This is a genomic window from Microvirga sp. Mcv34 (assembly GCF_024519725.1).
Classification (GTDB): Bacteria; Pseudomonadota; Alphaproteobacteria; order Rhizobiales; family Beijerinckiaceae; genus Microvirga.
The window spans coordinates 18,077-33,629 of record NZ_JALJRK010000055.1; the positions used below are offsets into that span (position 1 = coordinate 18,077).

Genomic DNA, 15,553 nt, shown 5'->3' on the forward strand with positions numbered 1-15,553 from the left:
ACGCCGAATGCGAATATAGACAACGGCACCGCCAGCATCACGGTTGCGGCTGGCTCCTATGCCGATGCCGCCGGCAACCTGGGCGGCGCCGGCGCTACGCCGTCGATCACCTTCGACACCCTGGCGCCGACGGTCACCATCTCAAGCGACCGGCCGTTCCTGAAGGCCGGCGAGGCCGCCCTCATCACCTTCACCTTCAGCGAGGACCCGGGCAACACCTTCACCTGGAACGGCAGCAGCGGCGACGTCGTGGTCGCCGGCGGCACCCTGTCGGCAATCTCCGGCTCAGGCACCACTCGTACCGCCACCTTCACGCCGCATGCGGACATGGACAACGGCATGGCCACCATCGCGGTCCCTGCCGGCGCGTATGCGGATCAGGCCGGTAACGTGAACGGCACCTACGCTAGCGTGTCGGTCGCCTTCGACACCAAGGCGCCGGCTGCGCCCGCCGTGCCCGATCTAGCACATGGCAGCGACAGCGGCGCCTCCAACACCGACAACCTCACCAATGCCACGGCGACGACGTTCGGCGGCGCAGCCGGCAGCGTCGAGGGCGGCGCGACGGTCACGCTGTACGATTCCCTCGGCAACGCGATCGGCAGCACGACTGCCCTTGGCGACGGCAGCTGGTCGGTGACCAGCACCGTGTTGCCTGAGGGCACGCACACGATCACCGCCCGGGCGACCGATGCCGCCGGCAACACCAGCCCGGTATCTGCCAGCCTGATCGTGACCATCGACCGCACCGCGCCGACGACTTCGGTCGCCAGTGCGGCGTTCTCGCACGACAGCGGCTCATCGAGCAGCGACTTCGTGACCAACAGTGCGATGCAGACCATCAGCGGCACCCTGAGTGGCGCTACCCAGGCGGGCGATAGCGTCCTCGTTTCGCTCGACAACGGCAACACATGGGTCCCGGCCGTTCATGTGCCCGGCAGCACGAGCTGGACGCTCAGCGGCGTGGTGCTGACGGGCAGCAATACTTTGCAGGTCAAGCTCGAGGATGCGGCTGGCAACAGCGGTCCCGCGTTCAAGCAGGCCTATGTGCTCGACACCACCGCCCCGGCGACGACCCCGAGTGGTGTCGCCTTCTCGGCCGATACCGGAGCATCGTCGACGGATCTGATCACCAACATCGCGGCGCAGACCATCAGCGGCACGCTGTCGGCCGATCTCCAGGCCGGCGATATCGTCTATGTCTCGCTGGATAATGGCGCGACCTGGACCGCCGCCCAAACGACCAGCCCTCGTGATTGGTTGCTGGCCGGCCAGACGCTCACCGGCAGCGACACGCTCATCGTGAAGGTCACAGACCAGGCTGGCAACGACAGCTCGAGGCTGGAAAACCCGTACGTGCTCAATACCGTGCCGCCGTCGACCGTACTCAGTGGGTTGGCGCTCTCCGCCGACACGGGCGTCTCGAACAGCGATTTCGTCACCAGGGTCGCCGCCCAGACCGTGGCCGCCACCCTGGCGAGCGCGCTTGCCGGAGGCGAGAGCCTGTACGGTTCGCTGGATGGCGGCCACACCTGGACCGACATCACCGCCATGGTGAGCGGAACGACCGTCCTTTGGACCGGCGTGACCCTGACGGCGGGCAGTAATGCGCTGCAGTTCAAGGTGGTTGACGTCGCGGGCAACGATGGCCCGATCACGAGCCAGTCCTACACGCTCGACATGGACAGCCCTGCAGCCCCGGTCCTGTCGCTGGCCAGCGACAGCGGGCTTGCCGGGGACGGCCTGACCAACTCCGGCGCGGTCACCGTCGCGGGTCTGGAGAACGGAGCGTCCTGGCAGTACAGCACCGACAACGGCCACAGCTGGACGATCGGAAGCGGCACCACCCTCACCCTGATCGGGGAGGGGACGCACGAGGTGCAGGTGCGCCAGGCCGATGCGGCCGGCAACGTCTCGCTGGTATCGGATGCGCTGAGCTTTACCCTCGACAGCCTGCCGCCGACGGTGTCGATCGCGCTGTCCTCCACGCATCTCGCCGCAGGCGAGAGCGCGGTGGTCACCTTCACCTTCTCGGAAGCGCCCCTAGGCTTCTCCGGCGATGATGTGACGGTGCAGAATGGCACGCTCTCCAACCTGACGGTGTCGGCCACCGACCCGAGGGTTTACACCGCGACCCTGACCCCGAACGTGAGCCAAACCAGCGCCCACAACCTGATCACGGTCGGCACCGGCTGGAGCGACGCGGCCGGCAATGCTCCGCTCGGTGCCACAGCCTCGGTGCCGTACAGCATCGACACGCGCCTGACCGACGGCGTGGCCGTGGTGGAGACCCCCGTCACTTATCCGGACGGCACTCCGGCCCGACAGCTCACGATCCCCGTGGTGACGGCGGGACGGAGCGAGTCGGACGGGATACCGGGCTACGCCGACATTCCGCTCGTCACGGTGGGCGGGCGCACCGCGTTGCTGGCGCAGCTGCCGGTGGGCTATGGCCTTCTGGTCACCGGCCCGTCGGCGCCCAAGACGGCCGGCTCGTCGCTCGCCGACCTGATCCACGAGATCACCCAGCGCAGCCCCTCCGGCTCGGCCGACCAGGGCCAGCTCATCGGCGGCGGCTCAGGTTTCCTTGGCGGGTTGTCCGGCGACACGCCGCTGATCGTGCAGGCGATCGCGCCCACCGTGGCACCCGGCAGCCTCTCGGCCCCGGGGCAGCCCCTGGTGATCAGCGGCGCTCCCGCTCTCGCGGGCAGCCCGATGACGGCCCTGGTGATCGACGGGAGCGGTCTGCCCTCGGGCACCCATCTCCAGCTCGACAACGTGGACTTCGCCGTGGTGATCGGCGCGATGAGGCTCACCGGCGGCGCCGGCTCGCAGGTGGTGTTTGCTGACAGCGCCAACCAGCACATCGTGCTCGGCGCGGACGACGACACGATCCATGGCGGCGCGGGTGACGATTACGTCGGCTCGCATGGCGGCGACGACTGGCTCTACGGCGATGCGGGTAACGACACCGTGTCGGGCGGGGAGGGCCACGACCGGCTGTTCGGCGGCGACGGCCATGACTGGCTCTATGGCGGCACCGGCCATGACCGGCTCGATGGCGGGTCCGGCAACGACAGCCTGTGGGGCGGGGCGGGCAACGACCGCCTCACCGGCGGGCTCGGCCGCGACCGGATGTGGGGCGGGGCGGGCAAGGACGTGTTCGTGTTCACCTCGATCAAGGACAGCAAGGTCGGCGCGCAGCGCGACGTAATCTACGACTTCCAGTCCGGACGCGACACGATCGACCTGCGCGGCATCGACGCCAACGAGGGCCGCAAGGGCAACCAGGCCTTCACCTGGACCAGCAAGGAGCTGCCGTTCCTGTTCTGGCACGAGAGCGGCGCCTTCCTGCAGGCGGGCTTCACCGGCAAGGCCGGACAGCTGCGCTACGAGCACGGCCTGCTGACGGGCGACGTCAACGGCGACGGCCGGGCCGACTTCCAGATCAAGATCGTCGGCAAGTTCGCCTTCGGCGACGTGATCCTGTGACCCCGCGCCCGGGCGGCTCGCGCCGCCCGGGCTGGTCCCCACCCTTCGTCCCGCCCATCCGCCGCCTGTTCCGGAGTTCCCCATGAAGCGCCTCGTGTTGTCCCTGTCCCTCCTGCTCGCCGGCCCGGCCCTGGCGGCCGACCTGCCGCGGGTTGCGGCGCCGGCCGGGCCGGTGCTCGCGCCGGGGGCGGTGAGCTGGAGCGGGTTCTATGCCGGGGTGCACGGGGCCTGGATCGGCGACGGCGGCGAGGCGGCGCGGCGGGGCGTGGTCGGGATTGCGCCCGACGCGCTGCCGGCCCGAGCGGGCCTGAGCGCCTCCGGGCTCGGCGGCGGGGTGCAGGCGGGCTATCTGTGGCAGTTCGGGCGCGGGGTGGCGGGCCTGGAGGCGGACCTGACGGCGATGGATGTGGGGCGTTCGCGCAGCGGGATTACGGGCGAAGGGGCGTTCGCCCTGCGCACGGAGCTGAGCTCGCAGCTGAGCTGGTTCGGCACGGTGAAGGGCCGGCTCGGGGTGAGGCTGCCGAGCCTGGTGCCGCTGGTGCAGGAGACGCTGGTCTATGTGACCGGCGGCCTGGCGCTGGCGCGGGTGGAGCGGGCGGCGCGGATCACGGTGCTGCCGGTGGGGCTGGGGCCGCAGGCGAGCGGCGACGAGTGGACGAGCGGGTTCGTGGTCGGGGGCGGCACGGAGCACCGGCTGAGCGAGCGGATTTCGCTCAAGAGCGAGACGCTGTACTACCGGCTGCGGGACGAGACGCTGACACTGGCCCGCGCCGGCGATCAGGCCAGCTATCGCTTCCGGAACGACGGCTGGATCAGCCGCATCGGTGTCAACATCCGGTTCTGAGTTCGGCCCCAACTGGAGCCCGGGCTGATCTCGAAGGGCATTCCCCTTTTCAGATCGATGCTCTAGGTTCAACCATAATGGGTGACTTGGTGTTGCCCTGGGGTCGTCAGAGTCAGAGCATTCGGAATGCCGCTACTACTCGCCGAACAGTGCCGGGCCGCCCGCGGCCTCCTGGACTGGACCCAGGAGGAGCTTGCCGCGCAGGCCGATGTCTCGCGCAGCACCATCCGCGATTTCGAGAACGGGCGTCATCACCTCCACTCCGCGACGGCGGCCCTGGTCGTGGCCGCCCTGGAGCGCGGCGGCGTCATGCTGATCCCGTCCGACGAGGCCGGCCCAGGGGTGCGGCTTCGCAGCCCCACCGGCAAACCCACCGCCTGAAGCCTCTACATCCGTCGCCGCGAGCGGAGAACCGCTCACGCCTCCGGAGGGATCAGGTCCTCCACCGCGTCGGCGGCCGGCACGGTCTTGCAGCCCTCCGTCCGGTCGCGATAGAGCGACGCCCTGGCGAGCAGCATCAGGGTCACGGGCGTGGTCAGGGTGACGAACACGGCGATCAGGATCTCGTGGATGACCGGTTTCGATTCGAGCACGCTGAAGCACAGGATCGAGGCGGCCAGGATGCAGCCCATCCCGAACGTCGTGCCGAGCGTGGGTGCGTGAACCCGTGCATAAAAGTTGCCGAGCCGCAGGAGCCCGATGGATCCGATCAGGGTCACGGCCGCACCGAGCAGGACGAGGAGAGCCGTCAGCAGGGCCGCCCAGGCCGGAAGTCCGTCCGCCATGCTCATTCGATCACCTCTCCACGCATGAGGAACTTGGCGAGCGCCACGGTGGCGACGAAACCGAGGAGACCGATGATTAGGGCCGCCTCGAAATACAGGCTGCTCCCGGCGCGGATGCCGAAGGTCACCAGCAGCAGCATCGCGTTCACGTACAGCGTGTCGAGACCCAGGATCCGGTCCTGCGCGCGCGGTCCCGCGACGAGGCGATAGGTGGCGCAGCACATGGCGAGGCCGAGCAGGACCTGGGCGCCGGTGACGGCCCAGCCGAGAATGAAGGCGCTCATTCGAAGATCTCCATCAGCAGCCGCTCGTAGCGGTCCTTGATGAGCCGGAGCCACACGGTCTCGTCCACCAGGTCCAGCACGTGCAACAGCAGGGTGCCCTTGGCGGTGTCGTAATTCACCCAGATCGTCCCCGGGGTCGACGTGATGATGAGCGACAGCACGGCGAGCCCATGGCGGCTGCGCATGTCCAGCGGGATCGTCATGAAGCCGGCATTCACGCCTGGCTCGCGCGAGCGCACGATGATCCGCCCGACGGCGAGGTTCGAGCGCAGGATGTCGACGAAGACCATGCCGGCCAGCCGCAACACCGCTCCGGGACGGCGGATGCGCGGCTTCTCGGGCCGCAGCGCCGCCATGACCCAGGAGGCTAGAACCGCCAGGACGCTGCCGAGGACGAGCTGGCCGGGCGAGACGCTCTGGTTCAGCAGGAGCCAGAGGGCCAGCAGCGCGACTGACAGGAGCGGATAGGGCAGGAACCACCTCATGGGCGGGTCTCCGCAGGCCCGTCATCGCCTCTCGGGGGCGAGAGCACGCCCGTCATGTAACCCTGGGGAGCCTGGAGAGCCTGGGCGGTCGATTCCATGTAGCGCATAGCCGGCCCGCCGCCGATGGTGAGGCCCAGCGCGAGCAGCAGGAGGGCGACGACCGGAGCCATCTCGATGATCCGCACCCGGGGCACGCTGTCGCTCATCCGGGCCCAGAAGGACGTGATGCCGCTTCGCGTCATGGCGATCAGGGTCGCGAGGCCCGATACGGTCAGGAGGGCGATCAACGCCCAGGCCGAGGTCGGCACCGCGCCACCGTTCGTCTTCAGCATGGCGGCCATCATGCCGAACTTTGCGACGAAGCCGGACAGGGGCGGCAGGCCGGCGAGAAGCAGTGCGCAGGCGATGAAGCTGCCGCCCAGGAGCGCCACGGTCGCGGGGATCGCCACGCCGATCTCAGCCTCTAGCTCTTCGTCGCTGTCGCCGTAAACCTCCATGGTGACGGCGAGCACGTCGGCGCCGGGATCGCGTAGGCGCTCGACCAGTTCCACGAGCAGGAAGAGGGCGGCGATGCCCAGGGTGGAGCTGACGAGGTAGAACAGGGCCGAGCCGATGACGGAGCCGTTCCCCAGGCCGATGGCCGCCACCAGGGTTCCGGACGAGACGAGGACGCTGCATCCCGCGAGGCGCGGCAGGGATTGCGAGGCCAGCACTCCGATCATGCCGAACACGATGGTCAGCATGCCGCCAATGAGCAGCCAATCGGCGCCGAACCCGGCCAGGGGACCCGCCCCCGGGCCGAAGACGAGGCTCCACAGGCGCAGGATGACGTAGACACCGAGCTTGCTCATGATGGCGAACATGGCGGCCGCCGGGGCGGCGGCGGCGGCATAGGTGGTCGGGAGCCAGAAGTTGAGCGGCCACGTGCCCGCCTTCATCAGGAACGCGGTGCCGAGGATCGCCGCGGCGGCGGCGAGCAGGGACCCATCCCCCGGCGCGAGGCCCGGAACGCGGCTTGCGAGATCGGCCATGTTGAGGGTGCCGGTGACGCCATAGGCTAGGCTGGCCCCGATCAGGAAGAGCAAGGACGCCGTGAGATTGATGGCGATATAGGCGAGGCCCGCCCGCACGCGCGCCTTCCCGTCCCCATGCAGGACGAGCCCATACGATGCGGCGAGCAGCACTTCGAAGAACACGAAGAGGTTGAAGAGGTCGCCGGTCAGGAAGGCGCCGTTGAGGCCCATGAGCTGGATCTGGAAGATCGTGTGGAAGCGCGGCCCCGCGCGATGCCAGCGCGCGAGCGCATAGAGCAGCGTCGCGACGCCGAGCACGCTCGTCAGCACGAGCATGAGGGCGGCAAGGCGGTCGAGTACCAGCACGATGCCGAACGGAGCCGGCCAGTTGCCGAGTTGATATGTGCGCAGGCCGGTTCCCGGAGCGATCTCGTCCGCCTGCTGCAGCAGGACAAGGGAGACGACCAGCAGGATCACCGTCGTGGCGATGCCGATCCCAGCCTTGAGCGAGCGGCGGCGCTCCTCAAGGAGCAGCATCAGCGCCCCGGAGATGAGCGGCAGCACGATCGGCACGATGATCAGATGGTCCATCGCCTCCTTCATCGGGCGTCCTCCCGACCGTCCACGTGGTCGGTTCCCGTGAGGCCCCGCGAGGCCAGCAGGACGACGAGGAACAGGGCCGTCATCGCGAAGCTGATGACGATGGCGGTGAGGACGAGAGCCTGCGGCAGCGGGTCGGCGTAGAGGGCCGGATCGACGGCCTCGACGTTCTCCAGGACAGGTGGCGCTCCGATGCGCAGCCGGCCCATGCCGAAGATGAACAGGTTCACCGCATAGGAGAGCAGGGACAGGCCGATGATGACCTGGAACGTGCGGGGGCGCAGCAGCAGCCACACGCCGGAGGCCGTGAGAACGCCGACCGCGAGGGCGAAGATGAGTTCCATCATGCATTCTCCTTCGTCAGGTCGGGCGTCGCGACCGGAGCAGGTGGCCGCGCCGCGCGCGGGACGCGCAGCGACTGGTGCGCCAGCGCGATGAGTACGAGCACTGTGGCGCCGACCACCACCGCGAAGACGCCGAGGTCGAACAGGAGCGCGGAGGCGGCGGGGACCTTTCCGATGACCGGCAGGTCCAGATACTGGAAATACGAGGTCAGGAACGGATAGCCGAAGACCATGGCCCCCAGGCCGGTGAAGGCCGCGCAGAGCAGGCCGAGACCCGTCCACCGGATCGGAAGCACACGGAGCCGCGCCTCGAGCCAGCGGGTGCCGCCCGCCATGTATTGCAGGATCAGGGCGATCGACATGGTGACCCCGGCCGCGAAGCCGCCGCCCGGCAGGTCGTGTCCGCGCAGGAAGAGATAGACGGCCACGATGCCGATGACCGGAAACAGCCATTGCATGATGATCGACGGGATCGTCAGGTAATCCGCCAAGGTATCGCCGACCGACCGGTCCGGCTGGGCCTTGTCGTAGGCGTCCTGGACCTGCTGCTGCTCCGGCGCCTCGACGCTTTCCGGCGCGGGGCGGAACCGGCGCAGCAGGGAGAAGACCGTGACGGCCACAACGGCCAGCACGACGATCTCGCCGAAGGTGTCGAAGCCGCGGAAGTCCACCAGGATCACGTTGACGATGTTGCGCCCGCCGCCCTCCGCATAGGCGTTCTCGACGAAGTAGCGCGAGACCGTGTCGGGCAGCGGCCGCGTCAGCATCGCGTAGACGATCAGCGACATGCCCGCACCCGCCGCGACGGCCAGCATCAGGTCCCGGGCGCGACGCATCCGCGCGCGGATTCCCATCGACAGATCGTCGCTCGCCGTCTCGATCCGCTTCGGCAGCCAGCGCAGACCGAGGAGAATCAGCACCGTCGTGACGATCTCGACGAGGAGCTGGGTGATGGCGAGGTCGGGAGCCGAGAACCACACGAAGGTGATGCAGGTGACGAGACCCGCGCCGCCCACGAGAACCATGGCGGCGAGGCGGTGGAACTTGGCCTGATGGGCCGCCCCGATGGCGCACAGGCCGCCGACGATCCAGAGCAGCAGGAAGGCGGGATCGAAAGCCAGGTCAGGCCGGGAGCCGACCTCGATGCCGTGCCGGTAGAGCGGCCACAGGGCGGCTACGACCGAGAAGGCGACCAGCAGTCGCAATTGCGGCTGGAGGCGCTGCGTGCCGAACACGCGCTCAAGCGATCGTGCCCATCGCCACGACACCTCGACGAGCACCCGCTCGAAGATGCGCTGCCCCTTGAGGCGGCGCATCAGCGGCGGGCCCTCGATGCCCTTGGCGAGATACCCTTGCAGCAGCCAGTACAGGATGATGCCACCGGCCAGGGCGATCACGCTCATGAGCAGGGGCTCGTTGAATCCGTGCCAGATGGCAAGGCTGTAGTAAGGCGTCTCGGGTCCCAGGACCGCCCGCACTGCCGCCGCGAGGAAGGGCTTGATGGTCATCGCGGGCAGGATGCCGACGAGAAGACAGACCAAGACCAAAAGCTCGATGGGAAAGCGCATCCAGTGCGGCGGCTCGTGCGGCGTGCGCGGTAGGTCGGTCGGCGGCGGGCCGAAGAAGACACCGTGGATGAAGCGCAGGGAATAAGCGACGCTGAACGCGCTCGCCAGCATGGCGAAATAGGGAAGGGAATCGTCCAGGAGCGAATCCACGTGGGACTCGGCCGCCTCGGCGAAGAACATCTCCTTGGACAGGAAGCCGTTGAGGAGCGGCACGCCGGCCATGGCGGCGGCCGCCACCATGGCGAGGGTCGCGGTGATCGGCATGAACCGGAACAGGCCGCTCAGGCGGCGGATGTCGCGGGTGCTGGTCTCGTGGTCGATGATGCCGGCGGCCATGAACAGTGAGGCCTTGAAGGTCGCGTGGTTCATGGTGTGGAAGATCGCCGCCACGGCTGCGAGCGGGCTGCCGAGCCCAAGGAGCAGGGTGATCAGGCCGAGATGGCTGATGGTGGAATAGGCCAGCAATCCCTTCAGGTCCTGCTGGAAGATGGCCGAATAGGCGCCGAGCAGCAGGGTGCTGAGGCCCGCCGTCACGACGATGTAGAACCAGGCTTCCGTGCCCGACAGCACCGGCCAGAGCAGGGTGAGCAGGAACACGCCCGCCTTCACCATCGTGGCGGAGTGGAGATAGGCCGAGACGGGGGTAGGCGCCGCCATGGCGTGCGGCAGCCAGAAATGGAACGGAAACTGGGCGCTCTTGGTCAGGGCTCCCAGCAGCACGAGGATCAGGGTCGGCAGATAGAGGCTGCTGTCGCGGACCAGGTCGCCTGATGCGAGCACCTTGTCGAGATCGTAGCTGCCCACGATGTGGCCGAGCAGGAGGACGCCGACGAGCAGGCACAGGCCGCCCGTGGCCGTGACCGTGAGCGCCATGCGGGCGCCGTCGCGGGCGCTGGCGTTGTGGTGCCAGTAGCCGATGAGCAGGAAGGAGAAGAGACTCGTCAGCTCCCAGAAGAAGACGAGCTGGATCAAGTTGCCCGAGAGCACGATGCCCAGCATGGCGCCCATGAAGGCGAGCAGGAACGCGAAGAAACGCGGCACGGGATCGGCCGGGGACATGTAGTAGCGGGCATAGAGCGCCACCAGGAAGCCGATGCCGGTCACCAGCATGGAGAACAGCCAGGTGAAGCCGTCCATCCTCAGGCTGAAGTCCAGGCCGAGCGTCGGTATCCACGAGAGCGTGGCGTGCAGGACGCCACCGCGGCCGACCGCAGGATACTGGAAGGCCGTCAGGATAGCCCCACACAGGGCCACGGCTCCGGCCAGAAAGGCCGCGCCGTTACGCGCATCCTGGCGCAGAAAGGTGGCAACGAGGCTCCCGATGAAAGGAAGGGCGACGATGGCCAGGAGGGGCAGGCCACTGGACATGGATAGGGCGATCTCCTTCCGGGTGGGGAGCGGGGCAAAACTCCGGCTTTTGCGCGATATCGCCCAATATGGTTGACATCACTGCCCGGGTGCAAGGGCTTTGCTAAAAAAAGTGACGGTTGGGCGGAGGCTTGGAGTTGCCGTTGCCCGAAACAAGACGCTCGACCCTATATGGTGCAGAGTTCGTTCGGGCCGGACACCTTCTCGCGATTTTCTCGCGCGGCGTTCCGATTTGACGCAGGGAAGGTCCAACCGCCACAGGCCCGCGAAGCCTTGCCCCAATTCCGACAGCCACCGCCCGCATGATGCGGCCGAGGTTGCGCGAGGGCCGTCCCGGCCGGGCGCGCCGGAGGTGCACCATGAAACGGAGTCCGGTCCTGGTCGATCTGGCCCTGCAGGGCGGCGGATCTCATGGCGCCTTTACCTGGGGCGTGCTCGACCGGCTTCTCGAGGAGCCCTGGCTGCGCATCTCCGGCATCTCCGGCACATCGGCCGGCGCGATGAATGCCGCGGTCCTGGCGGACGGGTGGCTCGAAGGCGGTGCGGAGGGCGCGCGTCATGCGCTCGACCGGTATTGGGAGCGCGTGTCGCGGGCGGCGGCCTTCAGCCCGCTGCAGCGCTCGCCGCTCGACCGCCTCATGGGCCGGTGGACCCTCGACACCTCGCCGGCCTATGTAGCGATGGACCTCGCCTCGCGGCTTCTCGCGCCCTCCGACCTCAACCCATCGGGCTTCAACCCCCTGCGCCACATCCTGGCCGAGAGCGTCGATTTCGAGCGCCTCGTCGCTTCCCCGATCCAGTTGTTCGTGACGGCGACGAGCGTGCGGACGGGGCGGGGCCGCATCTTCCGCAATGGCGAGATCACGCCCGATGTGCTGCTGGCCTCCGCCTGCCTGCCGACGATGTTCGCCGCCATCGAGATTGACGGCGAGCTCTATTGGGACGGGGGCTATGTGGGCAATCCCACCATCACGCCGCTGGTTCGCGAAACCGACGCGCACGACACCATCCTGGTGCAGATCAATCCGCCGGAGCGCAAGGAGATGCCGCGCACGGCGACGGACATCCTCAACCGCCTCAACGAGATCTCGTTCAACTCTCCGCTGATGAAGGAACTCCGGATGATCGCGCTCCTGCGCCAGGTGGCGGATCCAGGGACGGGTGAGGGCGCGCGCTGGGCCCGGATGCGCACGCACCGGATCAGGAGCGACATGCTGGCCGAGTTCGGCGCCTCGTCGAAGCTCAACGGCGAGTGGGAGTTCGTGTCGATGCTGCGAGCGGAAGGACGTCGGGCGGCGAGCGAGTTCCTGGCCGCTCACGCCGACGATGTCGGCCAGCGCTCGACGGCCGATCTCGATGTCCTTCTGGCAGAGTGCTGAGACTCGCGTAACTGATTTTCGGCAATGCGCGAAGCTTGAGTTGCGGATGAGATCGGGACATCTTCCGATCTGCAGGCGAGAACCCGGAGTTGCCGTCCCTTGAACTCGACGCAGTGCCGATCACGACAAGCGGCAGCCGAGGAGGCATCGCTCCCCGACGCTGCGACCAACCGGGAAGGACGACATGGACCGGCCGCAGGCTCCCGCGGAAGCATCGCAGCGCACATCCCCTCGGCCCTGGTCGATGCGATGGCCGTTGATCACCCTCGTGGTCCTGGCTCTCCTGGGGGCGATCTATGTGGCTGAGGCCGTCATCGCTCCCTTCGCCTTCGCGCTGTTCCTGATCGCGCTCGTCTGGCCCCTCCAGGACCGGCTCCAGGCCTATATCCCGCGCCTCGTCGCCCTGGCGGTGAGCATCCTGCTACTCGTGGTGGCGTTCAGCGGCTTCGCCTCCCTCATCATCTGGGCCTTCGGCCGCGTCGGTCGCTGGATCCTGGGCAATCTGGGCCGGTTCCAGGATCTCTACAATCAGATGTCGCTCTGGTTCGAGGAGAAAGGCGTCGCGGTGGCGAGCCTCTGGGCCGATCACTTCAATATCGGCTGGCTCGTGGGCCTGACGCAGAAGCTGACCAGCCAGGTGAACACCACCTTGAGCTTCTGGCTCGTCGTCCTCGTCTACGTCATCCTCGGCCTCTTGGAGGTCGAGGCGACGGCCAGGAAGGTCGAGGCGCTTCCGAACCGGCGCATCGCGCAGGTCCTGCTCGCCGGAAGCGCGGAGACCGGCGTGAAAATCCGCCGCTACATGGTGGTGCGGACCCTGATGAGCGTCCTCACCGGCGCGCTCGTCTGGGCCTTCGCGGTGCTCTTCGGCCTGCCGCTCGCGCAGGAATGGGGTGTGATCGCTTTCACGCTGAACTACATCCCGTTCATCGGCCCCTTCATCGCGACCCTTTTCCCGACGCTGCTCGCCATGGTTGAGTTCGACACGTGGCAGGCCGTCATCGTGCTCTTCGCCTGCTTGAACGTCATTCAGTTCGTGGTCGGGAGCTATATCGAGCCGCGCCTGTCCGGAAGCGTCCTGGCCATGTCGCCCTCGGTGGTGCTGTTCTCCATCTTCCTCTGGACGTTCCTTTGGGGGATCCCGGGAACCTTCATCGGCCTGCCCATCACCATCGCGGTTCTCACCTTCTGCGCCCAGGATCCGTCGACCCGATGGCTGGCGATGCTGCTCGGTCCGCCGGAGGAGACGGATTGTCCCCTGCCTGAGCAGTCCCGTCGGGAAGTCTGACCTCGATGCGCTCAGGAGGGGCGAGCTTCAGCCTCCCGCCACCGACCGCGAGTTCATGCACGAAGAACGAGACGCTGCCGTTCCGCGGCGGGTTCATGACCGGAGAGGAGGCGGAGACGATCCGCACGCCTGCGCATTGTCCGATCCATTCGGTATGCCGGTGCCCGTGGAACACCACGATCCTGTCGGCGAAGGGGCGAAGCTGACCGATGAACCAGGTTCCGTTGATGAGGGCCGTGCCGATGCGCTCGGAGAAGGCTTTCGCGGGCGTGGGATATTCCACGAGATGGTGATGCAGCGCGACGATCCAGCCGGCGCGTGGATAGAGCTTCATCGCGGCCGCCATGTCCTTCGCGTGCAGGGCCGAGATCAGGCCGAGCGCGTTCGTGAAGGAGAAATGCGCTTCCGCGTTCGAGTTGAGAATCACCACGCCCATGCCGTCGTCTGTCGGCGGCGGGACGATCATGGGAAACACGTCGTCCCAGATCCGCGTCAGCCGCATGGACCGGCGGATGCCGCCATCATCGGCGAAGGCCGCGATGTCGTCCCGATACGGCGCGAGCCTCTCGCTCAAGCTCGGGCCGAGGCGGTCGGTGGCGCTGTCGAAGCAGAACACCCTGCCGCCCTGCACGGCCTCCATGATGGAGAGCGTGCGCAGCTGGCGCAGGCGCTTGCCGGGGCTCGTCGGCAGTTCGAGCCGGGCCGGGTTGGCGCGGTCGACCACGTTCACGTCATGGTTGCCGGGAAGGATCAGCAGGCGGTCGGCGAGGGCTGGATGATCCGCCACCGCCTCCAGGAACTCCGTCCACTCGCCCGACCGGCCGGCATCGGTCATGTCGCCGGTGACCAGGACGAGGTCCAGGGGCTCGTGCGCATGGACCGCATCCAGCCGGTCGAGGACGCGGCGCATCCGCTCATTGCCGCGCGGACCCGTGCGGCCGCTCTCGATGCGAAACCCGTAGCGCTCGCCGACCGCATGGAGATCCGATAGATGGGCCACGCGCCATGTCCGCGATCCGGCGGGCAACGGGTCGAACTCCATCAGGTCGGCGGGCCGCCCCAAGGCCGCGTCCGCCACCGCCCAGACCAGTGCGGCCCCCGTCACGTAGCACCCGACGATGACGGCCGCGTTGGCGAGCGCGGGAACGATGAGCCCGAGCGGCGTCAGGAGATCCCGCGGGTCGCCGACCCAGCGCGACACTGGCCAGGCGAGGAGGACGAGCCAGCACGCCAGGGCGCTCACCAGAAGGCCGCCGCCGATGGCGGCGATGGCGTAGAGACGCGTCAGCCGACGGGGCCCGCGATCAGCGGTGAGCTTGCCGGCGATGTGGCGCAGCCCTTCGCGGAACAGGGTGTAGATCGGCTGGACGGCCAGGGCATTGAGCGACCAGAAGCTCCGTTCCGCGGCGCGCAGCACGGGCTTGCCGCCGAACCACGCGAGGGCGCCGAGACCGGCGAGGATCGCCAGCGACCAGAAGCCGGCAAGCGCGGTCGCCACCTGGTCGGAAAGCGTGGCCGCCCAGCCCAGGACCACCAGGGGCGCGAGCCCGAGGAAAACGGCCGGGAGGCCGATCAGCATGATCCACGCGAGGATGAGCTTCGGGATGCTGATCTCCGCGAGGAGCCGACCGCCGATGGCGACGAGGGAACGGCTCTTGGTGCTCACGAGGTCGTCCTCCACGTCGCCGAGGCGCGGGTCGATCAGCAGCGGCGTCGGCGTATGCGAGACCGGTTCCTGCATCGTCCCGGCCGGCTGGGTGAGCTGAGACTTCATCACCATGACCATCTCCCGCCGCCTGCAAAGGCCGCGCGGACATCATAAGTGCCGCGCGCGGAAAGGAGAATGGCGCCCGTCGGATCATCTGCGAGGGGGCGCTACTCGCCGGCACACCACGGGATGCAGCGGTCGCGGCCTTCCTGCTTGGCCCGGTAGAGTGCCGCGTCGGCGCGGGCCACAAGGGCCTTCGCGCTCTCCACGTCCTCGGGCCCGACGGTCGCGAGCCCGATGCTCGTGGTCAGGCGCTCTCCGATGCCGCCCGGATGCGCGATCCTGGCCGAGGCGAGGGCATCCCTGACCGTTTGTGCGACCGCCAGGGCGCCATC

Annotated in this window: 13 protein-coding genes; 5 read left to right on the plus strand and 8 right to left on the minus strand. The window is 68.1% G+C overall.

The features are described 5' to 3' along the window. Window positions 1-159: 159 nt before the first annotated feature. The 3 genes from OC446_RS22090 to OC446_RS22100 all read left to right on the plus strand — a co-directional run bounded on the left by OC446_RS22090 (window position 160) and on the right by OC446_RS22100 (window position 4,717). Window positions 160-3,492, plus strand: coding sequence for an Ig-like domain-containing protein (locus OC446_RS22090; protein ID WP_262031182.1), 3,333 nt, complete (start codon window positions 160-162; stop codon window positions 3,490-3,492). Window positions 3,493-3,574: 82 nt separating this feature from the next. Continuing rightward, window positions 3,575-4,336 carry an outer membrane protein gene (locus OC446_RS22095; protein ID WP_262031171.1) on the plus strand — a complete coding sequence of 254 codons (762 nt, stop codon included), beginning with the start codon at window positions 3,575-3,577 and terminating at the stop codon, window positions 4,334-4,336. A gap of 126 nt (window positions 4,337-4,462) precedes the next feature. Further along, window positions 4,463-4,717 carry a helix-turn-helix transcriptional regulator gene (locus OC446_RS22100; protein ID WP_262031172.1) on the plus strand — a complete coding sequence of 85 codons (255 nt, stop codon included), beginning with the start codon at window positions 4,463-4,465 and terminating at the stop codon, window positions 4,715-4,717. A 35-nt stretch (window positions 4,718-4,752) separates the two neighbouring features. Here the strand turns inward: OC446_RS22100 and mnhG are convergent, their stop codons facing one another. The 6 genes from mnhG to OC446_RS22130 are packed head-to-tail and all read right to left on the minus strand — an operon-like array spanning window position 4,753 to window position 10,783. Beyond that, entirely contained in the window at window positions 4,753-5,127 is a 375-nt protein-coding gene (gene mnhG / locus OC446_RS22105; RefSeq protein ID WP_262031173.1) for a monovalent cation/H(+) antiporter subunit G, read from the minus strand. Then, a complete protein-coding gene (locus OC446_RS22110; RefSeq protein ID WP_262031174.1) occupies window positions 5,124-5,405 on the minus strand; it encodes a K+/H+ antiporter subunit F in 282 nt (93 codons plus the stop codon). Before OC446_RS22110 ends, mnhG begins: the two co-directional genes overlap by 4 nt. After that, window positions 5,402-5,890 carry a Na+/H+ antiporter subunit E gene (locus tag OC446_RS22115; RefSeq protein WP_262031175.1) on the minus strand — a complete coding sequence of 163 codons (489 nt, stop codon included), beginning with the start codon at window positions 5,888-5,890 and terminating at the stop codon, window positions 5,402-5,404. Before OC446_RS22115 ends, OC446_RS22110 begins: the two co-directional genes overlap by 4 nt. Next, a complete protein-coding gene (locus OC446_RS22120) occupies window positions 5,887-7,506 on the minus strand; it encodes a monovalent cation/H+ antiporter subunit D (RefSeq protein WP_262031176.1) in 1,620 nt (539 codons plus the stop codon). The genes OC446_RS22115 and OC446_RS22120 overlap by 4 nt, the downstream gene beginning before the upstream one ends. After that, window positions 7,503-7,847 carry a Na+/H+ antiporter subunit C gene (locus OC446_RS22125; protein ID WP_262031183.1) on the minus strand — a complete coding sequence of 115 codons (345 nt, stop codon included), beginning with the start codon at window positions 7,845-7,847 and terminating at the stop codon, window positions 7,503-7,505. The genes OC446_RS22120 and OC446_RS22125 overlap by 4 nt, the downstream gene beginning before the upstream one ends. Then, the gene (locus tag OC446_RS22130; RefSeq protein ID WP_262031177.1) at window positions 7,847-10,783 is read right to left on the minus strand and encodes a monovalent cation/H+ antiporter subunit A; all 2,937 of its coding nucleotides are present in this window, start codon (window positions 10,781-10,783) and stop codon (window positions 7,847-7,849) included. Before OC446_RS22130 ends, OC446_RS22125 begins: the two co-directional genes overlap by 1 nt. Before the next feature lie 359 nt (window positions 10,784-11,142). On the opposite strand from OC446_RS22130, the gene OC446_RS22135 reads away from it, so the two are divergent. Together OC446_RS22135 and OC446_RS22140 are read left to right on the plus strand one after the other, a co-directional pair. Then, window positions 11,143-12,162: a patatin-like phospholipase family protein gene (locus OC446_RS22135; protein WP_262031178.1), complete on the plus strand. Its 1,020-nt coding sequence runs from the start codon at window positions 11,143-11,145 to the stop codon at window positions 12,160-12,162. A gap of 244 nt (window positions 12,163-12,406) precedes the next feature. Next, window positions 12,407-13,450 (plus strand): AI-2E family transporter, encoded by a 1,044-nt coding sequence (locus OC446_RS22140; protein WP_262031184.1) that lies wholly within the window; start codon window positions 12,407-12,409, stop codon window positions 13,448-13,450. Here OC446_RS22140 and OC446_RS22145 read toward each other — a convergent pair. Then, the gene (locus OC446_RS22145; protein ID WP_262031179.1) at window positions 13,344-15,230 is read right to left on the minus strand and encodes a metallophosphoesterase family protein; all 1,887 of its coding nucleotides are present in this window, start codon (window positions 15,228-15,230) and stop codon (window positions 13,344-13,346) included. The genes OC446_RS22140 and OC446_RS22145 overlap by 107 nt on opposite strands. Window positions 15,231-15,325: 95 nt before the next feature. After that, window positions 15,326-15,553 (minus strand): diguanylate cyclase (locus OC446_RS22150; protein ID WP_262031180.1); only part of this gene is annotated, 228 nt, incomplete at its 5' end.

Bases quoted from the DNA above. Each gene is read 5' to 3' on its own strand.
- OC446_RS22145 (WP_262031179.1), bottom strand. From the start codon at position 15,230: ATGGTGATGAAGTCTCAGCTCACCCAGCCGGCCGGGACGATGCAGGAA.
- OC446_RS22130 (WP_262031177.1), bottom strand. From the start codon at position 10,783: ATGTCCAGTGGCCTGCCCCTCCTGGCCATCGTCGCCCTTCCTTTCATC.
- OC446_RS22095 (WP_262031171.1), top strand. From the start codon at position 3,575: ATGAAGCGCCTCGTGTTGTCCCTGTCCCTCCTGCTCGCCGGCCCGGCC.
- OC446_RS22120 (WP_262031176.1), bottom strand. From the start codon at position 7,506: ATGAAGGAGGCGATGGACCATCTGATCATCGTGCCGATCGTGCTGCCG.
- OC446_RS22115 (WP_262031175.1), bottom strand. From the start codon at position 5,890: ATGAGGTGGTTCCTGCCCTATCCGCTCCTGTCAGTCGCGCTGCTGGCC.
- OC446_RS22100 (WP_262031172.1), top strand. From the start codon at position 4,463: ATGCCGCTACTACTCGCCGAACAGTGCCGGGCCGCCCGCGGCCTCCTG.
- OC446_RS22125 (WP_262031183.1), bottom strand. From the start codon at position 7,847: ATGGAACTCATCTTCGCCCTCGCGGTCGGCGTTCTCACGGCCTCCGGC.
- OC446_RS22135 (WP_262031178.1), top strand. From the start codon at position 11,143: ATGAAACGGAGTCCGGTCCTGGTCGATCTGGCCCTGCAGGGCGGCGGA.
- mnhG (WP_262031173.1), bottom strand. From the start codon at position 5,127: ATGAGCATGGCGGACGGACTTCCGGCCTGGGCGGCCCTGCTGACGGCT.
- OC446_RS22140 (WP_262031184.1), top strand. From the start codon at position 12,407: ATGCGATGGCCGTTGATCACCCTCGTGGTCCTGGCTCTCCTGGGGGCG.
- OC446_RS22110 (WP_262031174.1), bottom strand. From the start codon at position 5,405: ATGAGCGCCTTCATTCTCGGCTGGGCCGTCACCGGCGCCCAGGTCCTG.